Genomic DNA, 26,970 nt, shown 5'->3' on the forward strand with positions numbered 1-26,970 from the left:
TCCTATGTTGGCCGAGACATGTCTCATATGCTAAAATATCCTCGTACCTACAGATAAAGGAGATTATAAACGTGTCGAAACCAGTATACGGTAAAAATGCGGTTCAGTCGAGAAATGTTGAAAAGATATCCAGTTACATATGGGCGTTAGCGATAGGGTTCATTGTTTTTTTGGTCTGGGCCCCGTTTCAAGTAGGATTATTTAATGGGCAGCAGATTGACTTTGAGAAGCCTATCTATCTGTCTTCACTCCTAAGTAGCCTGATGCTGCTGGTGTGGATAGGCCTATACTTCACCAAGTTCAGACTGGAGGGACAGCGTGATGCGCTGGCTGTGGCCTCGCTGCTGTTGCCTGCTACCTATGCGTTGTCGCTTATTGGCGCTGCTTCGCATTATATGGCGATGAACCTGCTGTTTGTACAGAGCATGTATGTCGCAATATTCATTATAGCGTTATATTTGCTCCAGCAAAAGCAACTAAATGTTGTCATTCAAAATGCCATTCTGGCGATCGCTTATTTCATCGTCGGTTTCGGTCTGCTGAACTGGCTTGGCAGCTGGAAATTTGCCGGGGGGCTGATAGGCTGGTTCTCCAATACGGTGCGTGATGGTAAATATTTAGATGCAGTCATGACGGACTCTAACGGGCTGCGTCTGACCTCCATTTTCCAGTATGCCAATACTTATGCAGCCTTCCTCATGGCATTCCTGTTCGTGGCAGTGTATGCCCTGGCACGCTCCAAAAAGTGGTATGGTACGCTGACGCACAGCTTCATGCTGGTACCGATTATCGTATCTCTTCTGCTGACCTTGTCCCGTGGGGGACTTGTCATGCTGCCTGTAGTGTTCATCCTGCTCCTGTTGTTCCTAAAGCCTGCGCAGCAGATTCTCTGGATTATTCATCTTGCGCTATCTGGCCTTGCGGCTCTGCTGGTTACCAACCCGCTGACCACACTTGGAACAGAACTAAACTCGGCTTTTAACTCCTCGGCTGCGCTTAAGGCGTGGGCTTACCTGCTTGGAGCCTCAGCGGTGGTGGCAGCTCTGGGCTGGGTGATTCAACGTTATATGGCTCCTTGGCTGCAGGACAAGCTGAGTAGCTCGGAAACCCGTAAATTCACGGGTCTTTGGATTCCACTTGGCTCAGTTGTAGCTGTGGCTATCATTGGTTTCTTGCTGATCGGGACAGGCTTGAAAAGTATTTTACCGGATAATATCGAGACTCGCCTGGAGAACATTAACTTCAAACAGCATAGTGTATTAGAACGTTTTACTTTTTATAAGGATGCTATGAAGGTAGTGAAAGATTATCCGGTTCTCGGATCAGGCGGGGGTGGCTGGTCTGCCTTATACGAAGAGTACCAGAACAACCCTTATATAAGCCGTCAGGTCCATAATTTCTTCCTGCAGTATTTAATCGAAGTCGGGATTGTCGGGTTCATTGTGTTTATGGGCTTTATCGGATATATTTTCTTCAAATACATCCGTGCCTACCTGAAGCGTGACAAGGATGAGTTCAATAACGGGTTCTTCTTCTACATTATTGCGCTATCTATCCTTGTACACAGTCTGCTGGACTTTAATATGAGTTATGCATTTATGGGTATTCTGGTGTTCATCGGTTTAGCTGGAATGGGCGCTGTAATAGATAACAAACCGCTCCGCCAGAGCTGGAATAAAGCCGGAATTCGGATGGGATACATGGCTGTACTGACCATCGGGACGATATTCCTGCTGTTCCTGTCGATCAACTACATCGGGTCCAGCGATGCTGCTCTCAAGGGTAAAAATTTAGTTTCGGTTAGTACTTCCTATGAGGAGATCAAAACTCCTTTGGTCAAAGCATTAGATGCCCGTCCATACCATCCGGAAGCAGCATTATACTTGTCCACTCTTGACATGCAGGTATTCAAGCAAATTCAAGATGAGCAATATCTGTCTGAAGCATCCAATGTGTTGACGCGCGCTCTGAAAGATGAGCCTTACAACAAAAATCTGTTGGCTCAATTGGCCAGCTATTACGATCTGAAGGGCCAACCTGACATGGCATTGGCAGTATACAGTGACAATGCCTACAAGTTCAACTGGGATATCACTTGGTATGAGTCATTGATAAATCGTGCCCAGACACTTGCTACAGCAGCTAGTGAGCAGAAGGATGAGGCCAAGAAACAGGAATACCTCACCGCTGGACTGGATGCGTATAAGCATGTTGTGGATGGCGTAGAGCATTTAAAAACCTTGCCTCCTGAGCAGCTGCAGGGCCGTCCTTTCTCAGTTACCCCTGCCATTGCACTAAATGTGGGTAAGCTACAGGTCATCTCAGGACAAAATGATGTGGCTGCTGCTACGTTGAAGCTTGGTTTAAGTGACGATTACAGTGATACCGCTAACCGCGAAGTAGCCCGCTGGTATTTGGCGGCACTGAAGAAAGCAGGAGCAGCAGTCGATCAGCCAGTCTATGACAAGCTGGTTGCCGCAGATCCGGCTGAGGCCGCAGCCATTGAGGCTGTTGTGAAGACACAGTACTGATCGGAATAGCAGAACAGTTATAGAAAAAAGCGGCTTACTGTCTGAGTACAGTAGGCCGCTTTTTATGATGATTTAGGAGAGGTTGGATAAGTATACGCATGAAGATAAGCGATAGTTTTCTTACCTGCTAAACAGTCTCTCCTCGTTCTCGATAACCTGCTTCAAATACTCCAACAGCCCTTCCTTAAGCTCTTCATGCTGAAGTGCGTAGTGAATGCTTGTCTGGATAAAACCCATCTTCTCACCGACGTCATGCCGTCTGCCTTCGAAATCATAAGCTATAATCCGTTCCACTTCACTTAAACGGGAAATCGCATCTGTAAGCTGAATTTCCCCACCTACACCTACCTGCTGCTCACCCAGCATATCGAAGATACGCGGAGTCAGTATATAACGTCCCAGGATCGCCAGGTTGGATGGAGCGTCCTCACGCTTAGGCTTTTCTACAAGCCGGTTGGCTTTATAGACACGTTCTGCTAATTCAGATCCGTCTACCACCCCGTAACGGGAAACATCCTCCCAAGGTACGGGTTGAACGCCGACGATGGAGGATCTGTACTGCTCGTACACTTCGATCATCTGCTTCAGGCAGGGCTTGTTCGACTCCACGATATCATCCCCCAGCAGGACGGCAAAGGGCTCGTTACCGATGAACTTCCGTGCACACCAGATAGCATGTCCCAGGCCGCGCGGTTCTTTTTGGCGGATATAGTGAATGTCGGCCATCTCTGAGGATTTGCGCACCGATTCCAGCAGCTCCCACTTCTGCTTCTCTGCCAAATTGAATTCCAATTCGAATGAATTATCGAAATGGTCTTCAATTGCACGCTTGCCTTTACCCGTCACAATAATGATATCTTCAATCCCGGAAGCAACCGCCTCCTCAACAATATATTGAATCGTGGGTTTGTCTACAATTGGCAGCATTTCCTTGGGCATCGCTTTGGTCGCAGGCAGGAAACGGGTTCCCAGACCGGCAGCAGGAATAATCGCTTTACGGATCTTCATCTCAGGGCTCCTTTAACAGATATACTCATAATCTCAATTATAACAGTTCCTGCTGATTTTGGGCAGTATACTAAGGCAGGGACAAACAGGGGCGGAGCGTTTCGGGTGAACACCCGGCGTTGACGGTCTCATTGGATGTTGATATAACAGCACTATAACAAGTATTTTGTAGAGGAGGGTATCCATGTTAGACCTATCCAGTCCGGTGTGGCAACAGCTTCACGGCCCTTTTGGCTCGTCGGAAGCGGTCCCTGGCTTGCTGCAACAGTTGCAGGAGGATTACACCACAGAGGTTAAAGATGCGCTGTACTGGGAGCATCTTTTACATCAGGACACGATTTACAGCATCACTTTTGCCGCATTGCCTTATTTGGCGCAGCTTGCCCGGCGGTCGGATGATCCCGAAGTTCGATTGGATATCTACGCGACCTGCGGGATCTTCGTGACGAATCAATTGACAGTGCACAGTGGAAATCTTCCTGCTGAATTTGCTCATCAGAACCCGCCGCTTGCTGAGGAGCTTGTCCAAGAGATTTATACAGACTACCTATCCGCTGTGGATAATCTGGGCAAGCTGTCAGAAGAGATCTTCCGCTACGCAGAAGGGGCTCAAAAGGATGACCTGGAGAAGCGATACATCCTCGCTGCGGATGCTGCTTACCGGGGAGATCGGGCAGTAGCGGGTATATTGTTGACCTATGCGGAAGGCGATGAATACATGGTCGGATGCCCGAGCTGTTATGAGGAAATGTATATCTGGCCGGATGAGAACAGCCCCGGGATGACCGCCTATTCTGACGACCCGGTATTCAGCGGCAAGGAGAATGGTCAAGCTGTTACGCCTTCCGCGCTTGGCAGCGTCAGTTCGAAAGACAGCCCGTTAGCACGCCTATGGCAAGCAGCTCATGCCGTCAAGAACGGTCAACTGATGGAACAATTGCCTTATCTCACCGGAAAGGTGAACTGCCCGGCCTGTGGTGAAGCTCTGGACATCTGGCCGGAGCTGTTGCCGTTGTAAGGGAGCACGGGTGGATAAAAGACTTGGCGGGATAGTTAGGGATACAAAAACAGGCCCGGAAGAATCGGGAGCCATCTGGTTAGATGGCCTCGGTTTCTGCCGGGCCTGTTATTATGGCCTTAGCTGATTGAGTGCATGAAACGTGCGAAAACAAGTCCACCCTTGGGGGAATGGGTCTAATTCATTTACTTCGCATTCACCAACTGCCCGCGCGTAACCCCAAGCTGGTTGGTAGCCTTCAGGCTCTTCCAAACCTGGGTGCCGGAGATTTCGCCACGTAGTGCGCGGCTGTAGAGGCTGATAACCTCTGCCACCTGCTCTGGGGTCTCCTCCAGGAACTCAACACGGAAAGAAGCTACGCCTAGCTCACGGAAGTGATTGAGGTATTCAGCGCCCGACTGCTCTACCGCGTTATAGACGGTGTTGCGGCAGCCTTCATCCACACGGACGGGATGGGACATGCCGATGCGGTCCTGTAAGGACGCACGCTGCTCCTCACAAGGACGGCCACAGTTGGTGTAGTCCGTGCCTTCACTCATGAAGGTACAATAGACGCAGTGTTCTGTATGGAACATCGGCAGATGCTGGTGGATAACAACCTCCATGCGGGAGGTGTCGCTGTGCCCCAGCAGGTCGACCATCTGCTGAATGTTCAGGTCATACGACGGTGTCACCATGTCACAACCGGCGTCAAGGAACAGATCCACAGCCCGGTGATTGGCGATATTAAGCGAGAAATCGCCAATCAGCCGGGGATGCGCAGCCTCCGGATGCTCCATGCGGTGGCGCAGGTAATAATACAGCGCACCGGTGTTGCGGACCAGCACAGCATCCGGCTGCAGCCGCAAGATGTTGGCATGGTAGCCGTTCTCGTTCGGCATATGGATGCGCGGTGTGGCCAGCGCAATGCTGGCCCCTGCAGCCCGCACAGCGTCTACTGCCGCCGGGAACTGCTTGATGAACTCGAAATCGGCGTATATATGCGTTACGCCGGCTTCGAGCGCAGCCTGTACCTGCGGCAGGCTGCGGCACAGCGCGGTGAGCTCCGCTTCACCGCTGCCCGCTGCGGCGCCCCTGCGGGAGGCGCCGCTGTAGACCTCGACCTCCCGTTTCACATACACGGGAGGTTTCGGGCGCTCGCCCGCAAGCAGCTCCACCGCCTGGCGGCGGATGCTGTTCAGCTCGCGCATAGGCACGATCACATCGCCTTGCAGATGCGACTCCAGCGCTTCAAGCTGGAACAGGGTCCCGCCCAGGCGGCCGAATTGTTCTTCCAGCAGCGCGGTATCCATCGGACGCTTCTGCGCTGTCTCCAGCGCGAGCTCCGAGTCCACACGGACAGCAACGTTCTTCTGAACGTCTGTCCACCAGGTCGTCAGCTTCTCGCCTACGCAGCCCTGCACTCTTACATGAACCGGGAATACCCGGTACGGCTTCTCGGTCTCGTAGGACTGGCGCAGCGCCTTGTCGAGCGCCGGGTCGTTCGTCTTCCAGATGCGGTCCCCCACATGTAGACGGCGCAGGTCTACGTCACTGCGGCCGGGAACGATATCAATGATCCAGCCCTCACCCGCTTCGCCTTCCAGCTTGACGCCCTTGCGGCGCAAATCGTAGACGCGGCCGCCTTCTTCCTTCTTCGTCGGATCACCGGCGTCGAACACAATCCCGTCTCCGCGCTTAAGCGGAGCATGGATACGGCAGACTACTCCATCACGCAGGATCTGCTCCACGGTGCCCAGGTACACCCCACGGCTCTTGGGGAAGGTACCATCGACTAATTTCTTATTATTGGTGCCTTCAAGGAAACCGTTCGTGAACCCGCGCGAGAAGCTCTGTTGCAGCTCACGCATATCCTCCTTCGAGGTAGGCGTCCAGTTACCTTCAAAATACTTATCGATCGCCTTACGGTACTTACTGACCACATTAGCGACATACTCCGGGGTTTTGAGCCGGCCTTCGATTTTGAACGAAGTCACTCCGGCTTCAATCAGCTCCGGCATCAGGTCGATGGCAGCAAGATCCTTCGGAGACAGCAGGTAAGTCACATCGCCCATCGGCTTCACTTCACCGTCGATCATCAGATCATACGGCAGACGGCAAGCCTGGGCGCATTCCCCGCGGTTCGCCGAGCGTCCGCCCCACATTTCAGAGGTTAGACACTGGCCCGAGTAGGATACACAAAGCGCACCATGCACGAAGACCTCCATAGGCAGGCGGGCTTGTTCGCCAATCGTGCGGATTTGCTTCAGATTATTTTCACGGCCGAGTACGACGCGTTCCAGCCCCCAAGGCTTCGTGAATTCCACCGCTTCTGGCGAGGTAATCGTCATCTGTGTAGAACCGTGAATCGGGAAGTCCGGAGAGATCTCACGAATCATTTTCACCAGCCCCAAGTCTTGAACAATAACGGCATCCACACCCGCATCCACGCAGGCATCAATCAGTCCCTTGGCATCCGGCAGCTCATTCTCGAACACCAGTATATTAAAGGTCAGGAACCCCTTCACTCCATAGCTGTGCAGAAACGCCATAATCTCCGGCAGCTCGTCCATCCGGAAGTTGTTCGCTCTGGCCCGTGCATTGAATTTCTCTACGCCAAAAAAGACAGCATCCGCCCCGTTCGCCACCGCTGCACGCATGCAGTCCCAATCTCCCGCCGGAGCCAGTAGTTCTACGTCTTCTCTGCGTATTCCTTGCTCTTTCATTTATATCCTCCCAAACCGCCTGTTCGGCGGGTCATTTACAGCTTTTTAACTTATTAATTGTATCAAATATCACAGCTGTCTGCCAGTAAAATAGAAACACTTGGATTTTGCTTTCCATACGGTTCTATCTTAAGATAAGCTGGAGCTCCTGCTTTAATAGACAAATGAAGAAGAACCAGCGTAAAATATGAATAGAAAAGAATAAATACGCAAAAGATCTCACGGTTCCCAAAATTTATATGCAGCAAAAGGAGAGTTGAAACAGTTATGAAAGGCATAATTCTTGCGGGAGGAAGCGGCACCCGGTTATACCCTCTCACAATGGTAACCAGCAAACAATTACTGCCGGTCTATGATAAACCCATGATTTATTATCCCTTGTCCACATTAATGCTGGCAGGCATCCGAGAAATTCTGATCATCTCTACTGCTGAGGATACACCACGGTTCGAGCATTTGCTCGGTGATGGCTCCCAATTTGGAATTTCACTGCAGTACATGGTCCAGCCGAGCCCGGATGGGTTGGCACAGGCTTTTATTCTGGGCGAATCGTTTATCGGAGAAGACTCTGTAGCGATGATTCTCGGAGATAATATATATTACGGAAACGGCATGACCAAGATGTTGAAGCAAGCTGCCGACAAAACAAGCGGGGCGACCGTATTTGGCTACCATGTGCCCGATCCCGAACGTTTTGGCGTGGTGGAATTTGACGGAGACGGCAAGGTCCTCAGCATCGAAGAGAAACCGGAGCATCCAAAATCTAATTATGCGGTTACCGGCCTTTACTTTTATGATAACCGGGTGATTTCTATTGCCAAGGAAGTCAAGCCGTCACACCGCGGCGAGCTGGAAATCACTTCAATCAATGAAGCCTATTTAAAATTGGATGAGCTGGATGTTGCCCTGCTGGGGCGCGGGTTTACCTGGCTCGATACCGGAACCCACCAGAGTCTGGTGGATGCCACCAACTTCGTCAGAACCATTGAAGATCATCAAGGGATTAAAATCTCTGCACCCGAAGAAATCGCTTATGTCAATGGCTGGATCACCAAGGAACATCTCCTGGAATGCGGACATAAGCTGAGCAAGACCGGATATGGCCAATATTTAATTAAGGTCGCTACAGGTAAAATCCAATTTTAAACCATAGAAAGAGTGGATACGATGAAGTTTATCAAAACCCATCTGGAGGATGTTCTTGTCGTTGAACCGGCAGTCTTCGGAGACCACCGCGGCTGGTTCATGGAGACCTACAGCGAAGCTAAATTCCATGAACAAGAGCTCCGATATCAGTTCGTTCAAGACAATCAATCTTATTCCGCTGTAAAAGGTACTCTGCGCGGACTTCACTTCCAGCTAAATCCGAAGGCACAGACCAAGCTTGTACGCTGTACACGCGGTTCGATCTTTGATGTGGCTGTTGATATCCGTCAAGGCAGTCCTTCTTACGGCAAATGGTTCGGCGTTGAGCTAACTGCTGAGAACAAGAAGCAACTCCTCATCCCCAAAGGGTTCGCCCACGGCTTCATGACACTAAGCGAGGATGTCGAGGTTCAATACAAATGCGATGAGCTATATGCGCCTGAATGCGACGGCGGGATTCTGTGGAATGACCCCGACATTGCCATTGAATGGCCGATCGATGTCACCCCTGTTCTTTCCGCCAAGGATGAACAAGCGCCGCTGTTAAAGGATGTAAAGCATAATTTTGTTTATCATGCTTAAGTAATTATTTCATTTGGATCTAACAAAAACAACGTCCCTGCTGATCGGCAGCCTGGGACGTTGTTTTTTTATACCCCCTCCTACTCCCCCACCCACCCAAACGACCCCAGCACCCGCTCCAGCACCGCCTGCTGGCTCGCCGTAGCGTTGGCGGCGTTCAGCGTGACAGTGAGCGTATAGACCACCTCATTGCGGCTGAACACAATGATCTTCGTGCTCGCCGGGATGCTATTCTTGGTCTGCTCTACCGTGAGTATGGTGGCTGGCATACCGGCAAAGGTGGTTTCTGTGACGCTTTTTACCTGCGGGCCCTTGGGATCTTGCTTGGTGTTCTGGTAATAGCTCTGCAACTGGCCGACGGCATATTCCGGCGTAACCTCGGGGCTGGCGTAGAGCTGGAACCGGCCGCCGGTGAAGCGGTATTCCACGCTCTGGCTCTCAAACAGATCCTGAACCGGGCTCCACAGCCGCGGAATCTCGAGCTTGTAGCCGTAGGTCTTGGAGATCTTGGTGACTGACTTCTGGCTGAGCTGGGTATAATCCTCTGACGCCAGGCGTCCGAAGTTACTCTTCGTCTGGGCAAAATCAATATCGATCGAGTTCAGTACCTCAGTGAAGCGCGCCTTGTCACCACTCTGCTCGGGCCCAGAAGCCGCAACATATTCAAAATAATAACGGTACCCGTTCTTCAGCAGCAAAATCTGATATTCCGTACTCCACCCGCTGCCCGGGTTAAGCCCGATCTCGTTAATCAGCACCGGCTCACCGGAGACCTTGCCCGCTACGCTGTCCTTCAAGGTGTAGGCCTCAGCCACATAGGTGTCACGGAGCTGAGACAGCAGCTCCTGGTTCCAGCTTGCCAGCGTGGAGCCCGCAGGGGCGGAGCTTACTTTTACACGCAGATAACTCCCCTGTTTGCCTGTATAGTATAGCTGCTGGTCATCCGCACTCCAGTCGGCAGGAACCTTGAGCGCAATCCCGTAGTCATCGTTGTAGCCTTCGCGCAGCCCGTTGCGGATCGTGGAGAGATCGCGAATGCTCCGGTCGGATGCGTCAAAAGAGGGCTGAAAAGAATTCAGCAACGCCGCATATTTGCCCAGATCCTTATAATTGGCTGCATTGTCATCTGTCAGATAGATCTCATACAGCCTGCCTCCGGCATAATATTGCCTGCCCTCCCAGAGCGCGCCGCTCGAATCCTTGCTCACGGTCCGGGCGTAAGGAACCTTGGCCTTAGACACAGCCTCCCGGTCCAGCACAATCTCCCCGCCCTCCTCCGAGGAGCGGACCAGATTCTCCAGCAGCCCTTCGGCATCAAGCGGAACGGCAAGCGGCGAAGCGTGCACCTCCAGATAATACCCATTCTCTGCACTCGTAAAAGTCGCTACGCTCTCATTCCCTCCACTGTCGCCCACGACCAACCCTGGCGGATAGTTCATGCTCCACTCCAGATAACTGTTGCCGATCCGGGTTTTGCCGGCGTCACTGTCAATCCCGCTTTGCGCTTCAATGCCTACTGCTGCCACTGGGGGAGATAACGTAATTAGTATCCCTCCGCCCTCCGTCGGAGTCATCCGCGCACCCAGCACTCCAGCTACGAATCTCAGCGGCACCATCAGCACACCGGATACCATACGCGGCGGCGCGGCGAGCTTAATTTTGACACCATCCTTCCAAGCAGTCATGCTGCCTATCGTCATCGCACCGGTATGCGGCCCGTACATAACCTTCACCACATCATCGCCTGTGAGGGAGACAGTGCTGCCGAAGGCTTTTTTGAAAATACCCAGCGGGACCAGCAGCGTTCCATTCTCAGCAAAAGGCTTCGGAATCGTGACCGGCTTCCCGTTAACCGTTGCAGAAGCACTGCCCGCTTGAAGACTAAGCTGTAGCAGAGCCCCCTCCGCCGCCTGGACTTTTCCCACAGGGAATAGGCTGAGCACCAATAATAGCACTACAACAACAGTTACTCCGCGCCGTAGATGTGCCAACCTCCTACCCCGCCCGGCTGTACCTGCCGCCTCCTCACTCTGTCGTCTGATCATCGGTCTCCCCCTCCGTCTTAGCGGCACTCACCAGAGGGTCGCCTTGTCCAAGAACAAGGCTTCTGGCTACGATATCGCCGTCACTCTGCATCAGCAGCTTGACCACTGCCCCCGGCTTGTACTGTCTGAATAACTCATTAACGTCAACAAGTGAAGTCACCCGGCGTCCGTCTATGGCGTACAGTGCATCTCCTGCCGTGATTCCTGCTTTGCGCGCTTCCGCCGTAAGCACCTTCGTCACCGTCAAGGGCTCCTGCCCCGGCAGTCCGACAATTACGGGCCAGCTCTCCTCAAGCTCAATTCCGAGGCTCGGACGCCGGACCTCTCCATATTGGAGCAGCTGATTCATGATGTACTTCACCGTATCTACGGGAATCGAGAAGCCCATATTTTCCACACCCACGGCTGCGAACTTCATACTATTGACCCCGAGTACCTCCCCCTTCATATTGACCAGCGGTCCTCCGCTGTTGCCGGGATTGATGGCCGTATCGCTCTGGATCAGCCGGTACGCCGCATCTACCGAACGGTTAAGACCGCTGATCACGCCTACCGTTGCCGAATTTCTCAGGGAAAAAGAGATCGGCGTCCCGATCGCTATAACCTTCTCCCCAACCTGAAGATTGGCGGCGTTGCCTGCGAAGGTTGCGGGCTTTAGGGCTTTGGCTTTGATTTTGACCAGTGCAAGATCGCTGAATTCATCCGAGTATGTATCTGTGATGTTATAGCTCGTCCCGTCTGAGGTGACCACTACCGCCTTCTCCAGCCCTGCCATCACATGGGCATTGGTAATGATCCATCCGTCTGCTCTGACGATAATCCCCGAGCCGTGGGTCAGATTGTAACGGTCATCCGGTCCGCCGGTTTCTCCTCCCGCTTTGCCGATAATGCCGACTACAGACGGCGAGACTCTGCTTATGATTTGCGGAACCGGGTCTGCTGTTGCGGGCTGGCTCCATTGCCCCTTGCTCTCCTTGTGCACCGTACCTGCTTGTCCGGCCTTCATCACGTTGACAGCCGCGCCTCTCTCAGCCTCTAATGTTCCTATCCCGCTGTAGACCGCCCCATGAACAACACCGGCTGGACTTACGAATCCCGACAACACCAACAGCATAGTGCCCAGCAGTACTACCCTACTCCGGGCAGTCCAGTTCCTCCCCATTCCCATGGCTCTCCCCTTCTTCCCTGCACAATATTTTCCAAGTGGAAACGGCATTGACGTCCTTTTTAAAGGACCGTACCGTTTCAGCGAGAAAGATAATAATAATTATAGCGCGAAGCATATAGATTCTTATCTTCAAAAAAAGACGCCTTTAGGATCGCCGCTGGCGGTAAAGGTGTCTTTAAGATGAGCTTGCCTCTGAGGTTATGTGTGTCTTACTCTAGCTGAACCAGTTCATAATCATTGCATAATCGGATACCACAAAAACCAGCAGGCTTACCACTGCAAAACCGATGGCAAATTTGTTCTTCTGCGGAGCTCTAAGCAGCCGGACCACACCGATAAGTATCAGGATCGTGAATACAATCATAAACGCATCGAAGGTATGAAATTTAGACGGTTCTTGCGCGGCAGCTTCTGCAAGCAGCATGGCAATCCCTCCCTGAGAGTGTTGTCAAGCAAGTTTCTCTAATCCATATCACCTTCTATGTTATCGTTACCATTTCCGTCACGCAATAGAAATATTTTAAAAACGGTGTATTTGTCACAAAAAATATTCCTCATGGCTAAATCACGCCTCGGATTGGCGATATTCATCATTGACCGCTGTTGTTTTTCAATTTTCAAGGAGCCAATCCACCTCAATCCAGCCTACAGCTGCTGCTATCCATTCAACGTAAAAGCTTCTCATTGAATCTTACGGCGGACATGCTGTAGATATGCCTGTTTGGACTTGGTGGACTGAGTGGACTGGCTGGACCTCAATACTACGATTACAATACTTTATCACCTTTAATTAAATCTTCATTGATAAGCGCTAAATCGCTATCCACCATCATCTTGATCAATTGCTCAAATGTAACCTCCCGTTCCCAGCCTAGCTTTTCTTTAGCCTTGGAGCAATCACCAAGCAGTAGATCCACTTCAGCAGGTCTAACAAACCTCTGATCAACCACAACATAATCTTTCCAATCCAGTCCTACATGGGTAAATGCGATATCTACAAGTTCTTCAATCGTATGCGTCTCCGCAGTAGAGATTACGAAATCATCCGCTTTATCCTGCTGAAGCATCAGCCACATCGCTTTAACATAATCCCCTGCAAAGCCCCAATCTCTTTTTGCATCCAGATTTCCCATCCGAAGTTCCGTTTGCAGACCCAGTTTTATTCTCGCCACAGCATCAGATACTTTGCGGGTTACAAATTCAATGCCACGACGTGGCGATTCATGGTTGAATAAGATCCCAGAGCAAGCAAACATGTTATAGCTTTCTCTATAATTAACTGTAATCCAGTGACCATAAACTTTAGCTACACCATATGGACTTCGTGGATAAAATGGGGTCGTTTCTTTCTGTGGTGTTGCTAATACTTTACCGAACATTTCACTGCTTGAGGCTTGATAAAATCTCGCTGCCGGTTTAGTCAAACGCACCGCCTCGAGCAAATTGGTAACACCCATTCCAGTAGCTTGAGCAGTTGCAACAGGTTGAACCCAGGAAGTTGCTACGAAAGACTGCGCGGCCAGGTTATAGACTTCATCCGGATCTGAGATGCTCACCGCTCTCATCAGTGACCCCAGATCCAGCAAATCTCCTTCAATAAATTCGATTTCATTCTTTAGATGTCCGATGTTATCCATAATTGGTATACTTGTTCTGCGGCGCAAACCAAATACTTTATATCCTTTTGACAACAGAAGCTCTGCCAAATAAGATCCATCTTGTCCTGTAATCCCTGTAATTAATGCACGCTTTGTCATTTAAATCCCCTCATTTTCATAGGTAGTAAGGCTTACTGATACCTATTAACAAAGCCTGCAGAATATGTCTAAGCGCTTTCTTGTCCAGTACAATTATAAAAGTGAAAGCAGCCCAATTGTTAATCATATCTGGAAAGAACGGTGACCCCTTCTTGAAATACATCGAATTTGGAATCGGAAACACATGGCTGGTGCGAACAGAGATTGAACAGCCGGATGGGACAGAGGTCGAAGTACAGGGGATCGTCCGGCCAGTTATCTTCCGTTCCTTCTACATCCGCGTCTGGATCGGAAGAACCGTCTGGATTGTAGACTCACGGGAAGGGTTCAAACGGGGATCTAAAGCTACCCGCCGTTTTAAGATTATCCTGGGCATCCGCAGTGAGTTGTAGCGGGGAGCAGACACTATAAATTACTGATCGGGCAGCATTGCTGTTGCGTGTGTTTTTGCTTACCGCCGTAGTGTGAGGGCGAGGGATATTTAGTGGAATTAGTACATCTAGTTTGGCGCAACCGTTGCATTTATATCAAATAGTTGGAAAAACAACACTTGTTGAACCCGATTTTTGGTGAATATACAGAGTTCTATGGAGAGAAGTGTACTTTTTCCAACTACGTTAGTCCAACACTCCGCTTCGGCAGTATTAAGTGCCATATTTCCAACTACGTCCGCTCTATAGCTTAGAGACTCAATAGAGGGCATTCTGACTCCCCAAAACTTATCAGCACTTGTGAAACCTGCCGCAATATTAAAATACCCCGTGCCCCCTTTGTAAGAAGGGGGCATGGGGTATTCGGGTTAATGAGGTTATTAGGTTTTATACCGCTCTTCCTACAGTTACACCGTCTCCGAAGGCTGCAACTCCATAGCCTGCGTACGTTCCGTATCACGGATCAGGACAGGCTTCAGGTAGCGGCCCGTATAGGATTCCTCCACACTGATCAGCTTCTCGGGCGTCCCGGTCGCAAGGACCGTGCCGCCGCCGCTGCCGCCTTCCGGTCCCATATCAATGATGTAGTCGGCTGTCTTGATGACATCGAGATTATGCTCGATGACCAGAACCGATTCGCCGGAATCGACCAGGCGGTGCAGTACCTCAAGCAGACGCCCGATGTCGTCCACATGCAGACCGGTTGTCGGCTCATCCAGGATATACAGCGTCTTACCGGTGCTGCGGCGGTACAGCTCGGAAGCCAGCTTCACACGCTGGGCCTCACCGCCGGACAGGGTGGTTCCCGGTTGGCCGATGTTGATATAGCCCAGGCCTACATCCAGCAAGGTCTGCATTTTGCGGTGAATTTTCGGAATATTCTTGAAGAACTCCGTTGCATCCTCCACCGTCATCTCCAGCACATCCGAGATATTCTTGCCTTTATATTTCACTTCCAGCGTCTCGCGGTTATACCGTTTGCCTTTGCAGACCTCACAAGGAACGTATACATCCGGCAGGAAGTGCATCTCAATCTTGATAATGCCGTCTCCACGGCACGCCTCACAGCGGCCGCCCTTCACATTGAAGCTGAAGCGCCCCTTCTGGAAGCCACGCACCTTGGCCTCGTTCGTCTTGGAGAACAGATCACGGATATCATCGAACACACCTGTATACGTAGCCGGATTAGAGCGCGGTGTACGCCCGATCGGGGACTGGTCAATTTCGATGACCTTGTCCAGATTCTCCAGGCCGCGGATTTCTTTGTGCAAGCCGGGACGGACCTTGACCGCCTTGTTCAACTGGCGGGCCAGACTTTTGTAGAGAATCTCATTAATGAGCGAAGACTTGCCGGAGCCGGATACGCCGGTTACCGCTGTGAAGACACCGAGCGGAATTTTTACATTCACATTCTTCAGGTTATTCTCCTTCGCTCCACGGATCTCGATCCAGCGTTCATTATCGGTTGGCCGCCGCTTGGAAGTCACCGGGATGAACTTACGTCCGCTCAAGTATTCACCGGTCAGGGAACCCGGGTCCTTCATAATCTCCTCCGGGGTCCCCTGAGCAATGACCTGTCCGCCGTGTTTCCCGGCACCCGGTCCAATGTCGATAATATAGTCAGCCGCCATCATGGTATCCTCATCATGCTCAACGACGATGAGCGTATTACCGAGGTCGCGCATATGGGCAAGCGTGGCAATCAGACGGTCATTGTCCCGCTGATGCAGGCCGATACTTGGCTCATCCAGAATATAGAGGACACCCATCAGACTGGAGCCGATCTGGGTAGCCAGCCTGATGCGCTGGGCTTCCCCGCCGGATAATGAGCCTGCTGCCCGGCTAAGGGTCAGATAGTTCAGCCCCACATTCACCAGGAAGCCGAGCCGGCTGCTGATTTCCTTGAGGATCAGATTGGCAATCGCTGTTTCTTTCTCACTAAGCTTGAGATCTGCGAAGAAGTCCAGGCAATCTCCAATCGAAAGATCCGTCACATCCGCAACATTCTGCTCATTGATGGTCACCGCCAGAATCTCTTTCTTGAGCCGCTTGCCCTTGCAAGAATGGCAGGGTTTGGCGCTCATGAAGCCTTCTATAAATTCACGGATTCCTTCGGAGGCCGTATCCCGGTAACGGCGCTCCAGATTAGGAATAATTCCTTCAAAAGCAACCAAGGCGTCTTTACGCTGGCCGAAGTCGTTCTCATACCGGAAGCGGATCTTCTCGCTGCCCGTTCCGTGCAGCAGCTTGTTCATATGCTCCGGGGAGAGGCTGCCAACCGGTACATTCTGTGGAATCTTGAAATGCTCGCACACCGATTTCAGGAACTGCGGATAGTAGTTCGAGGTACTGCCTGTCCAGGCCAGGAAAGCTCCTTCTTCAATGGACTTCTCCATATCCGGGATCAGCAGATCGGGATCGACTACCATATTCATCCCCAGCCCGTCACACTCAGGGCAGGCTCCGAAGGGGCTGTTGAAGGAGAACATGCGCGGCGCCAGCTCTTCTATGCTGAATCCGCAGACCGGACAAGCAAAGCTTGCACTGAACAGCAGCTCTTCCTGGCCCATCACATCAACGAGAATCTGACCACCCGACAGCTTCAGGGCAGTTTCAAGCGAATCGGTAAGCCGGGTTTCAATATCATCCTTAATTACAATCCGGTCAACAACAACCTCAATCGTATGCTTTTTATTCTTCTCCAGTACAATATCTTCCGTCACTTCGCGCAGCTCACCATCCACACGTACACGGACGAAGCCTTGCTTCGAGATATCTGTGAACAGGCCCTTATGCTCACCCTTACGGCCGGAAATGACCGGGGCCAGAATCTGCAGACGGGTCTTCTCCGGGTATTGCATGATCCGGTCCACCATCTGTTCAACGGTCTGCGAAGTGATCTCTATGCCATGATCCGGACAATGCGGATGGCCGATCCGGGCAAAGAGCAGCCGCAGATAGTCATAGATCTCGGTAACCGTCCCTACCGTGGAACGCGGGTTACGGCTAGTCGTCTTCTGGTCAATTGATATGGCCGGGGAGAGTCCGTCGATGGAATCTACATCCGGCTTCTCCATCTGGCCCAGGAACTGGCGTGCATAGGCAGACAACGACTCGACATACCGGCGTTGACCCTCGGCGTAGATGGTATCGAAGGCCAGGGAGGATTTGCCCGAACCACTCAGTCCCGTCAGCACGACGAAGCGGTCACGCGGAATCGTTACATCGATGTTCTTGAGGTTATGGGCCCTCGCGCCCTTGATTACTATACTTTCATGTGCCAACGGTACCTCTCCTTTAAGGGGAATTTAAAATGGAAAAACATTTTGGGAAAATATTTTCGATCCCTCCCAAACCCTCCCTTCCAAGGGAGGGCCCCAAGGGTTGCACCCTCTGGACACCCGCAAACTTGGCGGAAGGAATTAGGCGGGTGGATGGACGACTACTGGGGCATTAGGCCCGCTAACCCCTACGGGGCCGCTATACTTACAGAGCAGGGTACGGCTCGCTTCCGCTTGCCGCAGACGCTGTCCCTTCGGGATACGCGCTAAGGGCTTAACTGCACACTCTCCTTACGGGATACGTGCTTAGGGCTTGAGTGCACGCTGTCCCTGCGGGATACGCGCTAAGACCCTGAGTGCACGCTGTCCCTTCGGGATTCGCGCTAAGAGCTTAACTGCGGGCTGTTCCTACGGAATGCGCAAAAGACTTCAACAGCGGGCTGTCCCTTTCGGGATACGCAAAGGGCTTTAACCATACTATCTTCAAAAGGAACGGCCTAAATAGCGCCGTTCCTTGAATCATTAACTTCTCGGCCGGGTTACTCTGCCCGCAGCTCAAGCAAGGCATCGCGCAGCTCGGCGGCGCGCTCGAATTGCAGGTTCTTGGCGGCGTCCTTCATCTCGGCCTCCAGACGCTGCATCAGGCTCTGCTTGTCTTTCTTGTTCAGCTTGCCGCCGACACCGGTGAGATAATCGGCCTTGGACTCGGCCACCTTGGTCGCCTCGATGATATCGCGCACCTTCTTGTTGATGGTCGTCGGGGTAATCCCGTGCTTCTCATTATGGGCGATCTGAATCTCACGGCGGCGCTGGGTCTCGCTCATCGCCTTCTCCATGGAGTCCGTAATGCGGTCCCCGTACATAATGACCCGGCCCTCCGAGTTACGGGCGGCACGGCCGATCGTCTGGATCAGCGAACGCTCGGAACGGAGGAAGCCTTCCTTGTCAGCATCCAAAATCGCGACTAGCGACACCTCCGGCAGGTCAAGGCCCTCTCTGAGCAGGTTAATACCGACCAACACATGGAAGGTGCCCAGACGGAGATCACGCAGAATCGCCATACGCTCCAGTGTCTTGATATCGGAGTGCATATAACGTACCTTGATGCCAATCTCCTTGAAGTAGTCCGTCAGGTCCTCAGACATCTTCTTCGTAAGGGTGGTAACGAGAACACGCTCATCGCGTTCTACCCGGTCACGGATTTCATTGATCAGATCATCGATCTGCCCTTCGGTAGGGCGCACTTCAATGATTGGATCAAGCAGACCGGTAGGACGGATGATCTGCTGGACCATCGTATCGCAATGCTCCATCTCATAAGGCCCCGGTGTTGCGGACACGTATACAATCTGGCTCACCTTGTCTTCGAATTCCTCGAATTGCAGCGGACGGTTATCCAGCGCAGACGGCAGGCGGAACCCGTGTTCTACAAGGACTGTCTTACGCGCACGGTCACCGTTATACATCGCCCGGATCTGCGGCAGCGTCACATGAGACTCGTCAATCACAATCAGCATGTCATCCGGGAAATAGTCCATCAGTGTATAAGGAGTCGCTCCCGGCTCCCGGAAGGTAAGCGGACCGGAATAGTTCTCGATCCCCGAACAGAAGCCAACTTCCTTCATCATCTCGATATCATAACGGGTCCGCTGCTCCAGCCGCTGGGCCTCCAGCAGCTTGCCTGCTTCACGGAGCACAGCCAGCCGCTCCTCCAGTTCACGCTCAATATTAACCAGCGCTACACGCATGGTCTCTTCCTGGGTAACGAAGTGAGACGCCGGAAAAATCGCGATATGATCGCGTTCGCCGATCAGCTCGCCTGTCAGAACATCAATCTCCGTAATCCGTTCGATCTCGTCTCCGAACAGCTCTACCCGGATCGCATGCTCGCCCTGGGATGCCGGGAAGATCTCAACGACATCCCCGCGCACACGGAACGTACCGCGCACGAAATTAATATCATTACGCTGATACTGGATATCTACAAGCCGGCTCAGAATCTGATTGCGCGGCTTCTCCATCCCTACACGCAGCGAGAGCAGCAGGCTTCCGTATTCCTGCGGCGAACCGAGACCATAAATACAGGACACACTCGCCACAATAATAACGTCACGGCGTTCGAACAGCGAGCTTGTTGCCGAGTGGCGGAGCTTGTCGATTTCTTCATTTATGCTGGAGTCTTTCTCAATGTAGGTATCGGAGGAAGGGATGTACGCCTCTGGCTGGTAGTAATCGTAGTAACTGACGAAGTAATCCACGGAATTGCTCGGAAAAAATTCTTTGAACTCACTCGCCAGCTGCGCAGCAAGCGTCTTGTTGTGCGCAATAACCAGCGTGGGGCGGTTCAACTTAGAAATCACTTGTGCGATGGTAAAGGTCTTGCCTGTACCTGTCGCTCCCAGCAGCGTCTGGTGCTTCTTGCCCTGCCGGATGCCGTCCAATAACTCCTCTATGGCATGAGGCTGATCGCCCTGGGGTGTATACTCGGACTCCAGTGCAAAAGTCTTCGTACTGACGACAATATCACTCATTTGCCCGTCTCCCCTCTATCGTCTAGAATATATGAATATATTATAATTTTAACCCTAATCATCCTTCATCCATACCAAGCTGAAAAATATGGAAGATAGGAATGCACGTTCCCGTTTATTATACAGCGTTGCCCAGACTGTTGCAAACCATAATATATAGAAATTTAAGGAGCCTGAATTTATGGATTTCATTACAATACTCGGCCTGCTGGCCGGAATTGCCGCCATGATCGGCGGTTTTCTGTGGGAAGGCGGCAGCCTGTCCGGCCTGCTGCAGCCCAATGCTGCCCTGATCGTATTCGGCGGCACCCTTGCGGCTGTACTCATCAGCTTCCCGGCATCCAAGCTCCGCAGCATTCCGGCGGCGCTCCGCCTGGCTTTTGGCCGACAACGGGATACCAGCCGGGAACAAGCCGAAGAGCTGATTGCTATGGCTGCACTAACGCGGCGCGGCGGTGTTCTCGCCCTGGAGAAACGGGCAGAGGAACATCCCGATCCCTTCACCCGTGAAGGCCTGTTTCTGATTGTCGACGGCAATGACCCGGATCAGGTCCGGCAGATTCTGGAGCTTGGTATGGATGCTAAGGAACTGAAATATGAAGGCTATGCCAAAATATTCGAAGCCGCCGGCGGCTATGCACCGACCATGGGCATTATCGGTACCGTTATGGGGCTGATCCGGGTACTCAGCAACTTAACGGACCCTTCGAATCTGGGCGCGTCCATTGCCGTAGCTTTTACAGCAACGCTCTATGGCGTAGCCAGCGCCAATCTAATCTTTTTACCCATTGCCTCCAAAATCAAATCCCGCAGCCAAAGTGAGCTGGGCACCATGGAGATGCTGCTCGTCGGCATTCTGTCCCTGCAGAACGGGGATCACCCGCATCTGGTCCGTCAAAAGCTGGCCCCCTTCCTGGCAGACGCCCCTAAACGCAGCGCCAGCACCAGCACCAATCCGGGAGAACCGCTATGAGACAAAGAAACCGCCGGCAGCGCCGCGCCGCCGCAGGGAAAGAGAGCCGGGACCGCTGGATGATTACCTATGCGGATCTGATCACGCTTCTGCTTATTTTCTTCGTGATTCTGTATGCTATGAGCAGTCTCGATTCGCAGAAATATGCCATTGTCAGCGGCTCCTTATCGGATACCTTCAAGAGCGGAAGTACAGTACTGGAAGGCGGAAGCGGCGTTCTGGAGGGCAAACAGGGAATCACTGGGACTGACGTTTCGAAGGGTCATAATGAAGACGGCAGCACCGCTGACACGCCTTCGGCCACAGACTCTGGGGATACGAACGGACTCAATGGACACGGGGCAGATACACCTGCAGCCGGACAAGAAGGAGATGGAGCTGGACACCAGCCGTCTGCGCGCGAGCTTGCTTTTCGTGAACAGGAGGCGAAGCTGGCTGCGCTTATGGGCGTTATCACCCAATACGTGGAGGAGAATAACCTGGGTGAGCAGATTTTTGTTGCCGATAAGCCGCAGGGCATTGCCATCACGCTCAGTGACCGCTTCCTGTTCGATGCGGGTAAGGCTGAGCTGAAATCGCCTGCACTCCCTGCACTGCGCCAGCTCTCCGGCCTGTTCCGCGGCATCGGCGCCACCATCAGCATCGAAGGCCACACCGACAATGTTCCCGTGACGCCAGGCTCAGTGTACAAAGACAACTGGGAGCTATCGGGCGCCCGGGCGCTGTCCGTCCTGCGCTTTTTTCTGGACAACGAGGGGCTGAGCCCCGATACCTTCCAGTACGCGGGTTATGCCGATACCCGGCCTGCATATGATAATGCGACCACCGAAGGCAGACAGAAGAACCGCCGGGTCGAACTCATTGTTCTGCGCCAGCTGCAGGAGACGGAATAATATACAGACGCAAAAAGACAGACCTCTCACATTAGTAACATCTAATGTAATAAAGAGAGGTCTGCCGTATTAATATCCGCTTCCGCAAAAAAGCTAACTTTTATTCCCCAACCAGTTGCTTGTACGCTGCCGCATCCAGCAGGCCGGTTACTGCCTCTGCGAACTCTGCGTCCAGCTCCAGCTCAAAAATCCAACCGTCTCCGTAAGGCTGATCGTTGATCAGCTCCGGGCTGGCCTCCAGCGCATCGTTGATCTTGGTCACCTTACCGGATACGGGTGAATATAGCTCCGATACCGTCTTCACGGACTCAATACTGCCCACGCTGTCACCAGCGGAGATTGCCGCGCCGACTTCCGGGAATTCTACAAACACGATATCGCCGAGCAGATGCTGCGCATGATCCGTAATCCCTACACGTACTACGCGTCCCTCGCCCTGCTGCGCCCACTCATGCTCTTCGCTGTATAGCAGGTTGTCAAGCACTTCACTCATGTCCAAGCCGCCTCTTTTCCGTAATTGGAGTTCTAAATTTAGTTATAGCCTAAGTTATCGGCTTGCCTAATGTCAATATAACTGACAGTAAAATTAAATTTGTCAACTTTTTGACGTTTTTTGATTGACAGGGCGGAGGGTTACCCGGTTTAATGGAGTCAGTAGAAAAACATATGGTTTGCGAATGATGGCATAGGGAGAGACTGTCTCACAGGAAGACAGCGCCGAAGGAGTAAGCCCGGGATGGGTGAATCTCTCAGGCAAAAGGACCTTTGCCGGACGCATCTCTGGAGAGCATCCGGATGCCTGCGCCGCAGGCTTCACGGATCACCAACGGGGAAACCTGCGCTGCAATGCAGGGTAACTCTCAGGTACCAAGGACAGAGCGAAAGTCCATTTATGCATACGTGCATAATGGCTTTCGCCTGTCCTTTTTCGTATGTAATCAAAGCCAAGGGAGTGACGAGATGGAGTCTTTGAGAAGAACGCCTTTTTATGATCTCTATGCCGCGTATGCGGAGTCCAGGTGTATTGATTTTGGCGGCTGGGAGCTGCCGGTTCAGTTCACAGGGATCGTGAAGGAGCATGAAGCCGTCCGCAATCAGGCCGGACTGTTCGATGTCTCCCACATGGGAGAATTCATGGTTACCGGAGAGGGCGCAGAAGCCTTCCTCCAGAGAATGACCACGAATGATGTCAGCCGCCTGGAAGACGGCGCGGCGCAGTATACCCTGATGCTCTATCCAAGCGGCGGTGTGGTGGACGATCTGCTCGTATACCGGCTGGGCGAGGAGCGTTACATGCTTGTCGTGAATGCGTCGAATATCGACAAGGACTTCCAGTGGCTGCAGGAGCATCTCACCGCCGAGTTCAGCGGGGTTACCCTGAAGAATATTTCGGATGAGACCCTGCTGCTCGCTTTGCAGGGACCGCTGGCCGAGACCATCCTTGCCAAAGTGACGGACGCTCCTCTAACGGAACTCAAGCCTTTTCACTTCATCGAACACACCGAGGTCTGCGGCGTCAGCGTCCTGCTCTCCCGCTCCGGATATACCGGTGAGGATGGCTTCGAGCTGTACGCTCCTGCTGATACGGCGGCTACCCTCTGGAAGGGCCTGCTGGAAGCAGGCGCTCCGCATGGCCTGACTCCTGCCGGACTCGGCGCACGCGACACGCTGCGCTTCGAGGCCAAACTGCCGCTGTACGGCCAGGAGCTGTCGGCGGATATCACTCCACTCGAAGCCGGTGTCCAGTTCTTCGTGAAGCTGGATGCAGGCGACTTCATCGGCCGTGACGCCCTGCTGAAGCAGAAGGAAGCCGGTCTGCCCCGTCGTCTTGTGGGCCTGGAGATGATCGACCGTGGCATTCCCCGCTCCCACTATCCCGTATACGCGGATGGAGTAAAGATCGGTGAAGTAACGACCGGCACCCAGTCCCCGACCCTGAAGCGGAATCTCGGACTCGCCCTGCTGGATACTGCCTATACGGAGATCGGTACAGAGGTGTACGTAGAGATCCGCGGCAAGCAGCTCAAGGCTGCCGTCATCAAAGCCCCATTCTACAAAAGAAGCCAAGGAGTGAAGCCGCAATGAAGCACCGCTATCTGCCTATGACCGGGCAAGACCGCGCAGAAATGATGGAGACCGTAGGCATCCAGTCCATCGATGAGCTGTTCGCCGATATTCCGCAGTCTGTCCGTTACCAGGGAACCCTGCCGATGTCCGGTGCGCTGGATGAGTACGCACTGCTTCGCCACATGAAGGGGCTAGCTAACAAGAATGCTGATTTCGATACCCATGCCAGCTTCCTTGGCGCCGGATTATACGATCACCACGTTCCGGTCGTCATCAACCATGTGATTTCCCGTTCGGAATTCTATACCGCCTATACCCCTTATCAGCCGGAGATCAGTCAGGGTGAGCTACAGGCGATCTTCGAATTCCAGTCCTATATCTGTGAACTGACCGGGATGAAGGTCGCCAATGCAAGTATGTATGACGGTGCAACGGCCCTGTCCGAAGCGGCTGTGCTGGCCGCAGGTGCCACCAAACGCAAGAAGCTGATTGTCTCCCGTACGGTTCACCCGGAAGCGCGTCAGGTACTGCGTACCTCCGCCAATGCCTGGGGCCTGCAAATTGTGGAGATTGATTACGCAGACGGGGTAACGGATCTTGCCAAGCTGGCCGAAGCCATTGACAGTGATACGGCTGCCGTTCTGGTTCAGTCGCCCAACTTTTTCGGCGGCATTGAGGATCTGCGCCAGATTGAGCCGCTGATCCATGCGGCCAAGGGACTGCTCGTGGTCAGCGCGAACCCCATTGCACTTGGCGTATTGGAGTCCCCCGGACGGCTTGGTGCAGACATTGTAGTCGGCGACGCGCAGCCGCTGGGGATCGCCGCGTCATTGGGCGGCCCGACCTGCGGATTCTTCGCGGTGGCTGAGCCGCTCATGCGCCGGATGCCGGGCCGGATCGTCGGCCAGACCGTTGACCGGAATGGCAAGCGCGGCTTCGTGCTGACGCTCCAAGCCCGCGAACAGCATATCCGCCGGGAGAAGGCGACCTCAAATATCTGCTCCAATCAGGCGCTCTTGGCGCTGTGCGCTTCCGTCTACCTGTCCGTGATGGGCAAGGAGGGCATGCGCGAGGTGGGTGAGCTGAACATCCGCAAGAGTCACTATGCCGCTGGGCGGCTGGCTGAAATCACCGGCGCTGAGCGCGTCTTCACTGCCCCGTTCTTCAATGAATTCGTCTTGAAGCTCCCGGAGGGCAGCAGTGTGAGTGCAGTGAACTCCAAGCTGCTGAAGGAAGGCTATCTGGGCGGTTATGACTTAGGCCGGGATTATCCCGAGCTGTCCGGACATATGCTGGTTGCCGTAACGGAGAAACGAAGCAAGACCGAAATTGACGAATTCGCAAGCGCACTGGAGGGCTGTGTATGAAACCGGAACAAAGTCTGATTTTTGAATTAAGCCGTCCCGGCCGCTCGGCCTACTCCCTGCCCCTATGTGATGTGCCGCAGGACGAAGGTATTGACTCCCTCCTTCCCGAAGGGCTGCTGCGCAGTGAGCCGGTCGTACTGCCGGAGGTATCGGAAGTCGATGTCATCCGCCACTATACCGCCCTGTCCCGCCGCAACTTCGGAGTCGATAACGGCTTCTATCCGCTCGGCTCCTGCACGATGAAATACAACCCGAAGATCAACGAGGATGTCGCCCGCTTCCCGGGACTCTCCAAGATCCATCCGTACCAGCCGGAAGAGAGCATCCAGGGTGCGCTTGAACTGATGTACACGCTGCAAAAGGATCTCGCCGCCCTGACCGGCATGGATGCCGTATCCCTGCAGCCCGCTGCCGGTGCCCACGGCGAGTGGACCGGCCTGATGATGATCCGCGCCTACCATGAGAGCCGCGGAGAGGTCCGCTCCAAGGTCATCGTGCCCGATTCCTCGCACGGCACCAATCCGGCAAGTGCCGCCGCAGCGGGACTCGACACCGTGACCATTCCCTCCAACGACAAGGGAATGGTCGATCTCGAAGCGCTGAGGGCAGCTGTCGGCAGCGACACCGCTGCACTGATGCTCACGAACCCGAGTACCCTCGGACTCTTCGAGACGCAGATCGTCGAGATCGCCGCAATTGTCCATGAAGCGGGCGGCCTGCTCTATTATGACGGAGCGAACTCCAACGCGATTATGGGCATCACCCGCCCGGGCGATATGGGCTTCGATGTGGTGCATCTCAACCTGCACAAGACAATGAGTACCCCGCACGGCGGCGGAGGTCCGGGAGCCGGGCCAGTTGGCGTGAAGGCGAAGCTGATCCCGTTCCTGCCGCAGCCTACGGTGGCACAGAACGAAGACGGCAGCTTCACGCTGGACTGCGGCGGGCCGGAATCGATCGGCCGCGTCAAAGCCTTTTACGGCAACTTCGGGATTCTCGTCCGTGCTTATGCGTATATCCGCACCTACGGCCCCGACGGCCTGCGTGAGGTGTCCGAGAACGCTGTGCTGAACGCCAACTATATGATGCACCGGCTGGCTCCTTACTTCGAGATTCCCTTCCCGGGCGTCTGCAAGCATGAATTCGTCATGTCCGGTAAGAACCTTAAGCAATACGGTGTACGTACCCTCGATGTAGCCAAACGGCTGCTCGACTTCGGCTATCATCCGCCAACCGTCTACTTCCCGCTGACGGTAGAGGAATGTATGATGATTGAGCCGACCGAGACCGAGAGCAAGGAGACGCTCGATGGCTTCATTGAGACGATGATCCGAATCGTCAAGGAAGCGGAAGAAACACCGGAGATTGTCATTAACGCGCCACACACGACTGAGATCAGCCGCCTGGATGAAACGCAGGCCGCGCGTAAGCCGGTACTCAACTGCTCCTGCGGTTAACCTTCTGCCT

Annotated in this window: 20 protein-coding genes and 1 riboswitch; of the genes, 10 read left to right on the forward strand and 10 right to left on the reverse strand. The window is 53.2% G+C overall.

What is annotated here, in order from left to right:
* Positions 1 to 71 precede the first annotated feature (71 nt).
* Entirely contained in the window at positions 72 to 2,531 is a 2,460-nt protein-coding gene (locus tag NYE26_RS27995; RefSeq protein ID WP_339251689.1) for an O-antigen ligase family protein, read from the forward strand.
* Positions 2,532 to 2,651: 120 nt separating this feature from the next.
* On the opposite strand, the gene galU is transcribed toward NYE26_RS27995, so the two are convergent.
* A complete protein-coding gene (galU, locus tag NYE26_RS28000; protein WP_339251691.1) occupies positions 2,652 to 3,539 on the reverse strand; it encodes a UTP--glucose-1-phosphate uridylyltransferase GalU in 888 nt (295 codons plus the stop codon).
* Positions 3,540 to 3,723: 184 nt separating this feature from the next.
* Here galU and NYE26_RS28005 point away from each other — a divergent pair, with 184 nt between their 5' ends.
* On the forward strand, positions 3,724 to 4,557 hold the full coding sequence (locus NYE26_RS28005; protein WP_339251693.1) for a hypothetical protein: 834 nt from the start codon (positions 3,724 to 3,726) through the stop codon (positions 4,555 to 4,557).
* Positions 4,558 to 4,742: 185 nt separating this feature from the next.
* Here NYE26_RS28005 and NYE26_RS28010 read toward each other — a convergent pair whose 3' ends face one another.
* On the reverse strand, positions 4,743 to 7,262 hold the full coding sequence (locus NYE26_RS28010; protein ID WP_339251695.1) for a DUF3656 domain-containing protein: 2,520 nt from the start codon (positions 7,260 to 7,262) through the stop codon (positions 4,743 to 4,745).
* Between the two features lie 267 nt (positions 7,263 to 7,529).
* On the opposite strand from NYE26_RS28010, the gene rfbA reads away from it, so the two are divergent.
* Positions 7,530 to 8,408 carry a glucose-1-phosphate thymidylyltransferase RfbA gene (gene rfbA / locus NYE26_RS28015; protein ID WP_339251697.1) on the forward strand — a complete coding sequence of 293 codons (879 nt, stop codon included), beginning with the start codon at positions 7,530 to 7,532 and terminating at the stop codon, positions 8,406 to 8,408.
* A gap of 21 nt (positions 8,409 to 8,429) precedes the next feature.
* Positions 8,430 to 8,990, forward strand: a complete 561-nt coding sequence (gene rfbC / locus NYE26_RS28020) for a dTDP-4-dehydrorhamnose 3,5-epimerase (protein ID WP_339251699.1) — start codon at positions 8,430 to 8,432, stop codon at positions 8,988 to 8,990.
* 80 nt (positions 8,991 to 9,070) lie between these two features.
* Here the strand turns inward: rfbC and NYE26_RS28025 are convergent, their stop codons facing one another.
* From NYE26_RS28025 to gmd, 5 genes are all read right to left on the reverse strand, one after another.
* Complete coding sequence (locus NYE26_RS28025) at positions 9,071 to 10,981, reverse strand: stalk domain-containing protein (protein WP_339251701.1); 1,911 nt, start codon at positions 10,979 to 10,981, stop codon at positions 9,071 to 9,073.
* A gap of 34 nt (positions 10,982 to 11,015) precedes the next feature.
* Positions 11,016 to 12,197, reverse strand: coding sequence for a trypsin-like peptidase domain-containing protein (locus tag NYE26_RS28030; protein WP_339251703.1), 1,182 nt, complete (start codon positions 12,195 to 12,197; stop codon positions 11,016 to 11,018).
* 220 nt (positions 12,198 to 12,417) lie between these two features.
* Entirely contained in the window at positions 12,418 to 12,627 is a 210-nt protein-coding gene (locus NYE26_RS28035; RefSeq protein WP_036721132.1) for a hypothetical protein, read from the reverse strand.
* 38 nt (positions 12,628 to 12,665) lie between these two features.
* Complete coding sequence (locus tag NYE26_RS28040) at positions 12,666 to 12,824, reverse strand: hypothetical protein (RefSeq protein ID WP_155991150.1); 159 nt, start codon at positions 12,822 to 12,824, stop codon at positions 12,666 to 12,668.
* 146 nt (positions 12,825 to 12,970) lie between these two features.
* Positions 12,971 to 13,960: a GDP-mannose 4,6-dehydratase gene (gene gmd / locus NYE26_RS28045; RefSeq protein ID WP_036721134.1), complete on the reverse strand. Its 990-nt coding sequence runs from the start codon at positions 13,958 to 13,960 to the stop codon at positions 12,971 to 12,973.
* Positions 13,961 to 14,112: 152 nt separating this feature from the next.
* Between gmd and NYE26_RS28050 the strand changes: the two genes are divergently transcribed.
* On the forward strand, positions 14,113 to 14,352 hold the full coding sequence (locus NYE26_RS28050) for a DUF3977 family protein (RefSeq protein ID WP_339251707.1): 240 nt from the start codon (positions 14,113 to 14,115) through the stop codon (positions 14,350 to 14,352).
* Positions 14,353 to 14,798: 446 nt separating this feature from the next.
* Here the strand turns inward: NYE26_RS28050 and uvrA are convergent, their stop codons facing one another.
* Both uvrA and uvrB read right to left on the reverse strand, forming a co-directional pair.
* A complete protein-coding gene (uvrA, locus tag NYE26_RS28055; protein ID WP_339251709.1) occupies positions 14,799 to 17,675 on the reverse strand; it encodes an excinuclease ABC subunit UvrA in 2,877 nt (958 codons plus the stop codon).
* A 536-nt stretch (positions 17,676 to 18,211) separates the two neighbouring features.
* Positions 18,212 to 20,203, reverse strand: coding sequence for an excinuclease ABC subunit UvrB (uvrB, locus tag NYE26_RS28060; RefSeq protein WP_036721141.1), 1,992 nt, complete (start codon positions 20,201 to 20,203; stop codon positions 18,212 to 18,214).
* Between the two features lie 181 nt (positions 20,204 to 20,384).
* Between uvrB and NYE26_RS28065 the strand changes: the two genes are divergently transcribed.
* Positions 20,385 to 21,176 (forward strand): flagellar motor protein, encoded by a 792-nt coding sequence (locus NYE26_RS28065; RefSeq protein WP_339251712.1) that lies wholly within the window; start codon positions 20,385 to 20,387, stop codon positions 21,174 to 21,176.
* The gene (locus NYE26_RS28070) at positions 21,173 to 22,069 is read left to right on the forward strand and encodes a flagellar motor protein MotB (protein ID WP_339251714.1); all 897 of its coding nucleotides are present in this window, start codon (positions 21,173 to 21,175) and stop codon (positions 22,067 to 22,069) included. Before NYE26_RS28065 ends, NYE26_RS28070 begins: the two co-directional genes overlap by 4 nt.
* A 100-nt stretch (positions 22,070 to 22,169) precedes the next feature.
* On the opposite strand, the gene gcvH is transcribed toward NYE26_RS28070, so the two are convergent.
* Positions 22,170 to 22,562: a glycine cleavage system protein GcvH gene (gene gcvH / locus NYE26_RS28075; protein WP_339251716.1), complete on the reverse strand. Its 393-nt coding sequence runs from the start codon at positions 22,560 to 22,562 to the stop codon at positions 22,170 to 22,172.
* 184 nt (positions 22,563 to 22,746) lie between these two features.
* Positions 22,747 to 22,844: riboswitch (glycine riboswitch) on the forward strand.
* 185 nt (positions 22,845 to 23,029) lie between these two features.
* On the opposite strand from gcvH, the gene gcvT reads away from it, so the two are divergent.
* Genes gcvT through gcvPB form a run of 3 tightly spaced genes read left to right on the forward strand, consistent with a single transcriptional unit; the run spans position 23,030 to position 26,960 of the window.
* Positions 23,030 to 24,154, forward strand: a complete 1,125-nt coding sequence (gene gcvT, locus NYE26_RS28080; RefSeq protein WP_339251718.1) for a glycine cleavage system aminomethyltransferase GcvT — start codon at positions 23,030 to 23,032, stop codon at positions 24,152 to 24,154.
* Positions 24,151 to 25,503: an aminomethyl-transferring glycine dehydrogenase subunit GcvPA gene (gene gcvPA / locus NYE26_RS28085; RefSeq protein WP_339251720.1), complete on the forward strand. Its 1,353-nt coding sequence runs from the start codon at positions 24,151 to 24,153 to the stop codon at positions 25,501 to 25,503. The genes gcvT and gcvPA overlap by 4 nt, the downstream gene beginning before the upstream one ends.
* Positions 25,500 to 26,960 carry an aminomethyl-transferring glycine dehydrogenase subunit GcvPB gene (gene gcvPB, locus NYE26_RS28090; protein WP_339251722.1) on the forward strand — a complete coding sequence of 487 codons (1,461 nt, stop codon included), beginning with the start codon at positions 25,500 to 25,502 and terminating at the stop codon, positions 26,958 to 26,960. Before gcvPA ends, gcvPB begins: the two co-directional genes overlap by 4 nt.
* Positions 26,961 to 26,970: the final 10 nt, after the last annotated feature.

Origin of the sequence: Paenibacillus sp. FSL P2-0136, from assembly GCF_037975325.1 — a bacterium.
In the GTDB taxonomy this organism is placed as follows: domain Bacteria; phylum Bacillota; class Bacilli; order Paenibacillales; family Paenibacillaceae; genus Paenibacillus_AQ; species Paenibacillus_AQ silagei.

Coding starts and splice junctions, on each gene's coding strand:
- NYE26_RS28035 (WP_036721132.1), bottom strand. CDS start 12,627: ATGCTGCTTGCAGAAGCTGCCGCGCAAGAACCGTCTAAATTTCATACC.
- gmd (WP_036721134.1), bottom strand. CDS start 13,960: ATGACAAAGCGTGCATTAATTACAGGGATTACAGGACAAGATGGATCT.
- NYE26_RS28065 (WP_339251712.1), top strand. CDS start 20,385: ATGGATTTCATTACAATACTCGGCCTGCTGGCCGGAATTGCCGCCATG.
- gcvPB (WP_339251722.1), top strand. CDS start 25,500: ATGAAACCGGAACAAAGTCTGATTTTTGAATTAAGCCGTCCCGGCCGC.
- gcvT (WP_339251718.1), top strand. CDS start 23,030: ATGGAGTCTTTGAGAAGAACGCCTTTTTATGATCTCTATGCCGCGTAT.
- NYE26_RS28005 (WP_339251693.1), top strand. CDS start 3,724: ATGTTAGACCTATCCAGTCCGGTGTGGCAACAGCTTCACGGCCCTTTT.
- uvrB (WP_036721141.1), bottom strand. CDS start 20,203: ATGAGTGATATTGTCGTCAGTACGAAGACTTTTGCACTGGAGTCCGAG.
- NYE26_RS28010 (WP_339251695.1), bottom strand. CDS start 7,262: ATGAAAGAGCAAGGAATACGCAGAGAAGACGTAGAACTACTGGCTCCG.
- NYE26_RS28070 (WP_339251714.1), top strand. CDS start 21,173: ATGAGACAAAGAAACCGCCGGCAGCGCCGCGCCGCCGCAGGGAAAGAG.
- gcvPA (WP_339251720.1), top strand. CDS start 24,151: ATGAAGCACCGCTATCTGCCTATGACCGGGCAAGACCGCGCAGAAATG.
- galU (WP_339251691.1), bottom strand. CDS start 3,539: ATGAAGATCCGTAAAGCGATTATTCCTGCTGCCGGTCTGGGAACCCGT.
- NYE26_RS28030 (WP_339251703.1), bottom strand. CDS start 12,197: ATGGGGAGGAACTGGACTGCCCGGAGTAGGGTAGTACTGCTGGGCACT.
- rfbC (WP_339251699.1), top strand. CDS start 8,430: ATGAAGTTTATCAAAACCCATCTGGAGGATGTTCTTGTCGTTGAACCG.
- rfbA (WP_339251697.1), top strand. CDS start 7,530: ATGAAAGGCATAATTCTTGCGGGAGGAAGCGGCACCCGGTTATACCCT.
- gcvH (WP_339251716.1), bottom strand. CDS start 22,562: ATGAGTGAAGTGCTTGACAACCTGCTATACAGCGAAGAGCATGAGTGG.